At 61.7% G+C, this 4,479-nt stretch carries 5 protein-coding genes and 1 pseudogene; 5 read left to right on the forward strand and 1 reads right to left on the reverse strand.

The window, feature by feature from the left end:
• Window positions 1-191, reverse strand: a pseudogene (locus tag ABY403_RS13810) (ABC transporter permease); the annotation flags it as partial.
• Window positions 192-323: 132 nt separating this feature from the next.
• Between ABY403_RS13810 and cysQ the strand changes: the two are divergent.
• The 5 genes from cysQ to ABY403_RS13835 all read left to right on the forward strand — a co-directional run.
• Window positions 324-1,121, forward strand: a complete 798-nt coding sequence (gene cysQ, locus ABY403_RS13815; protein ID WP_372841409.1) for a 3'(2'),5'-bisphosphate nucleotidase CysQ — start codon at window positions 324-326, stop codon at window positions 1,119-1,121.
• Window positions 1,118-1,918 (forward strand): 3-deoxy-manno-octulosonate cytidylyltransferase, encoded by an 801-nt coding sequence (locus ABY403_RS13820; RefSeq protein ID WP_372841410.1) that lies wholly within the window; start codon window positions 1,118-1,120, stop codon window positions 1,916-1,918. Before cysQ ends, ABY403_RS13820 begins: the two co-directional genes overlap by 4 nt.
• A gap of 165 nt (window positions 1,919-2,083) precedes the next feature.
• Complete coding sequence (gene galU, locus ABY403_RS13825; protein WP_372841411.1) at window positions 2,084-2,977, forward strand: UTP--glucose-1-phosphate uridylyltransferase GalU; 894 nt, start codon at window positions 2,084-2,086, stop codon at window positions 2,975-2,977.
• Window positions 2,978-2,983: 6 nt separating this feature from the next.
• Window positions 2,984-3,970, forward strand: coding sequence for a UDP-glucose 4-epimerase GalE (gene galE / locus ABY403_RS13830; protein WP_372841412.1), 987 nt, complete (start codon window positions 2,984-2,986; stop codon window positions 3,968-3,970).
• Between the two features lie 18 nt (window positions 3,971-3,988).
• Window positions 3,989-4,479, forward strand: a 491-nt coding sequence (locus ABY403_RS13835) for a glycosyltransferase family 2 protein (protein WP_372841413.1), incomplete at its 3' end; no start/stop codon positions are given.

The following is a 4,479-nucleotide window of genomic DNA, read 5'->3' on the forward strand; positions in this document are numbered from 1 at the left end:
CGCATGTGAAGCACATCAAACATCACGTAAAACGCGCCGACCAGCACCACGGTCTGCATCATGTTCATCACAAGGCCCAACATCGCGTTGCCGTGGCTTTTGCGGATAGAGCGGACCGTGGCGTGAAAAATTAGCCCCAGAATGCTGAAGCCGGTGCTGACCGTGCCCTTGCGACGCTGAGGTGTGAACATTGCGCCCGTTTCTGCCGCTGGTGCGGCGCTGCCTCGATACTCGCCGGGAAACCTTGCCGATCCCTTTAGCGCGCAGCATAAAGGGATTGTATTGGCGGATCAATGCCGCCGCAAATGCGGAGAATGCCCCAGATGGACCACGTCCGCCTTGCCGAAGTGATGCGCCGCCTTGCCCTTGAAGCAGGTGACCGGATCATGGAAATCTACGCAGACCCCGATTTCGAGGTGCGCGCCAAGTCTGATGCGAGCCCTGTGACAGAGGCAGACGAGGCTGCCGATGCGCTGATCTCGGCAGGGCTGCGCGCGGCGTTCCCCGAACTGCCGCTGGTCACTGAAGAACAAGCGGCAAGCCATGAACAAAGCGCCGAGACATTTCTGATCGTCGATCCGCTGGATGGAACCAAGGAGTTTGTTCAGCGCCGCGGCGATTTCACGGTCAACATCGCTTATGTCGAAGCGGGCGTGCCGGTGCGCGGCATCGTCTATGCGCCGGCCAAGGGGCGGCTTTTCTATACCCTCGCCGATGGGCGCAGCGTTGAAGAGGTGGGCCCATTCGCCAAGGAAGGACCGGGCGAGCAGAAACCTATCTCGGTTTCCATCCCCGATAACCGGGCGCTGATGGTGGTCGCCTCCAAATCGCATCGCGATCAGGCGACCGACGATTACATCGCAAGCTACGCAGTGCGCGACATGACCAGCGCAGGGTCGAGCCTGAAGTTCTGTCTGGTAGCCACCGGCGAGGCCGACCTTTACCCGCGCCTCGGGCGGACCATGGAATGGGATACCGCGGCGGGCGATGCGGTGCTGCGCGGGGCGGGCGGCATGGTCGTGCGCTTTGACGACCACACGCCGCTGGCCTATGGCAAGGCGGGCTTTGCCAACCCGTTCTTCATCGCCTACGCCCCCGGGGTTCTTTTGGTGCAATCATGAGCGTTCTGATCGTCATTCCTGCGCGCTATGCCTCTAGCCGTTATCCGGGCAAGCCATTGGTGGCGCTGCGCGGCGCAAGTGGTGTGGCCAAGACGCTGATCCGGCGCAGTTGGGATGCCGCCATGGCAGTGCAGGGTGCCGACCGCGTGGTGGTGGCGACCGATGCAGGCAGCATCCGTGCCGAAGCTGAAAGCTTTGGCGCAGAGGTGGTGATGACCTCGCCCGATTGCGCCAACGGCACCGAGCGTTGTGCAGAGGCGCTTCAGAACATCGGTGGCGGCTACGACATCGTGGTGAACCTGCAAGGCGATGCGCCACTGACGCCGCCGTGGTTTGTCGAAGAACTGGTGGCGGGCTTGCGCGCCCACCCCGAGGCCGAGCTTGCGACCCCGGTGCTTCGCTGCGAGGGCGCGATGCTCAGCTCGCTGCGCGCCGACCGTGCAGCCGGGCGCGTGGGGGGCACCACCGCTGTTTTCGGCGCAGGCAACCGCGGGCTTTATTTCTCGAAAGAAGTGATTCCCTACACAGGGCGCGACTATGCACCCGAGGCGCCGACCCCAGTATTTCACCATGTCGGCGTTTACGCCTATCGACCCGAAACCCTGTTGGCCTATCCCGGCTGGCCCGTCGGGCCGCTGGAGACGCTGGAAGGGCTTGAACAGCTCCGATTTCTTGAAAACGGGCGAAGCGTGCTTTGCGCCGAGGTCGAGGCGCGTGGGCGGCAGTTTTGGGAGTTGAACAATCCAACCGACGTGCTACGCATCGAAGCGATGATGGCCGCAATGGGGCTCGACTGACCGAGGCTAGCGCCCAATTTCGCGCAAAAATCGTATTGAACGTGCACCATATTGAGACGAATAGCGGGCAGAATCGGTCGCATACTTGCCAATAATCACCCGAGCGGGTTTATTGAGGCAGGGCTAGTAAACCGTTCGGAATGAAGCGGAACGAACAGGTGTAAAATGAAGCGTAAGGTTACCAAGGCGATCTTTCCGGTCGCGGGGCTCGGCACAAGGTTTCTGCCGGCAACGAAGTCTATTCCAAAAGAAATCATGACGTTGGTCGATAGACCACTGATTCAGTATGCGATTGACGAAGCGCGCGCCGCGGGGATTCGAGAGTTTATCTTTGTCACTTCGCGCGGCAAGTCGGCGCTGGAAGACTATTTCGACGACGCGCCCGAATTGGAAAGCAGCCTGCGCAAGGCAGGCAAGACCGCCCTGCTTGACATGTTGAAAGATACCAACATGGACAGCGGCGCGATTGCCTATGTGCGGCAAAATCGCGCGCTGGGGCTGGGCCATGCGGTCTGGTGTGCGCGCCGTCTGGTCGGAAATGAGCCTTTTGCGGTGATTCTGACCGATGACGTCATCGCCGCCGAAAAGCCCTGCTTGCAGCAGATGGTAGAAGCTTACGCCGAAATCGGCGGCAACATGGTTGCGACGATGGAAGTGTCCGCCGACAAGGCCTCGTCTTACGGCATTCTCGATATTGGCGAGGAAATGGGCACGATGGTGCGCGCCAAGGGCATGGTCGAAAAGCCTGCGCTGGGCGATGCCCCTTCGAATCTTGCGGTGATCGGGCGCTATATTCTGACGCCGAACATTCTGCAAAACCTGACGCGACTGAAGGCAGGATCGGGCGGCGAGATTCAGCTGACCGACGCAATTGCCCAAGAAATCGAGCAGGGCGGGCCGGTTTACGGCTACCGCTTCAGCGGGCAACGGTATGACTGCGGTTCCAAGCCCGGCTTCTTGCAGGCGACGGTGGCTTTCGGGCTGGCACGCCCGGATCTGCGCGACGAGTTTGCGCAGTATCTTTCGCATTTGACCGCGGTGCGGCAGGCGGCCGAGTAAATACGCATGGCACGTCATATTCTGGTCACTGGCGGCGCGGGCTACATCGGCTCGCACGCCTGTAAGGTGCTGGCCGCTGCGGGCTATGTGCCTGTCACCTATGACAGCTTGATCACCGGCTGGCGCGATGCGGTAAAGTTTGGGCCATTTGAGCAGGGCGATCTGTCTGATCGGGCGCGGCTTGATGCGGTATTTGCCAAATGGCAGCCGGTCGCGGTGATGCATTTTGCGGCGCTCAGTCAGGTTGGCGAGGCGATGGCCGATCCGGGGCTGTACTGGCGCCACAACGTGGTTTCCTCGCTGACGCTGATCGAGGCTGCGTGCGCGGCGGGCTGCCTCGACTTCGTGTTTTCCTCGACCTGCGCAACTTATGGCGACCATGACGGTGTGTTGCTCAATGAAGATACGCCGCAAACACCGTTGAACGCCTATGGCGGATCAAAGCTGGCGATCGAGGCTATGCTGCGTGACTTTGCAGCTTCGCGTGGGCTGCGCAGCGTGATCTTTCGCTATTTCAACGTGGCGGGCGCCGACCCCGAGGCGGAAGTGGGCGAGTTTCACCGACCCGAGACGCATCTGGTCCCCCTACTTCTGGAAGCGATCGACGGGCGGCGGCCCGAGCTTACGGTATTCGGAAGCGACTATCCCACCCGCGATGGCACCTGTGTGCGCGACTATGTGCATGTGATGGATCTGGCCGAGGCGCACGTTCTGGGGCTGAAATGGCTGGAAGCGGGCAAGGAAAGCCGCGTTTTCTGCCTTGGCACCGGCACTGGCTTCAGCGTGCAGGAAGTGATTGAGGCGGCGCGTGGTGTGACCAACCGCCCGGTGCCCGTGCGGCAGGGCCCGCGCCGGGCGGGCGATGCAGTGGCGCTGGTTTCCGGCTCGGCGCGGGCTGTGGCGGAACTCGGCTGGAAGCCGAGCCGCTCGACCATGCCCGAAATGATCACCGACGCGTGGCGCTGGATGCAAAATGGCCATTACGGTGCCTAGTTCGGGCCGTGGCGCGCTATGGCGATAGCGCCGCGCCAAAGGCTTAGGGCGCTGCGAGAACGGGCGCGGCTGCGGCTAAAGCGGCAGCGGCTGCTGTGGCGTTCGTTTCGCGCGCGCAAGCAGTTGCAATGTGTCATCGACCGCACCGCGCAGATCGGCAAGCATGACATTCTGGCCTTTGCCTGCCTGCGCAACGAGGCGGCGCGCCTGCCGTGGTTTCTGGCGCATCACCGCGCGCTTGGGGTGCAACATTTCCTGATCGTCGATAACGCCAGCGACGATGGCACCCGCGCGTATCTTGCCGCGCAACCCGATTGTTCGGTCTGGACCACGCCCGCCAGTTACAAAGCCACGCGGTTCGGGCTCGACTGGGTCAATTGGCTTTTGATGCATTACGGGCACAAACACTGGTGCCTAACGCTCGATGCCGATGAAACCTTCATTTACCCCGAGCATGACACCAAACCACTCGCCAAGTTGACCGCCGAACTTGACGCGGCGGGGCGCAA

The sequence above is a fragment of the Phaeovulum sp. genome, from assembly GCF_041596715.1.
Taxonomy (GTDB): Bacteria; Pseudomonadota; Alphaproteobacteria; order Rhodobacterales; family Rhodobacteraceae; genus UBA6213.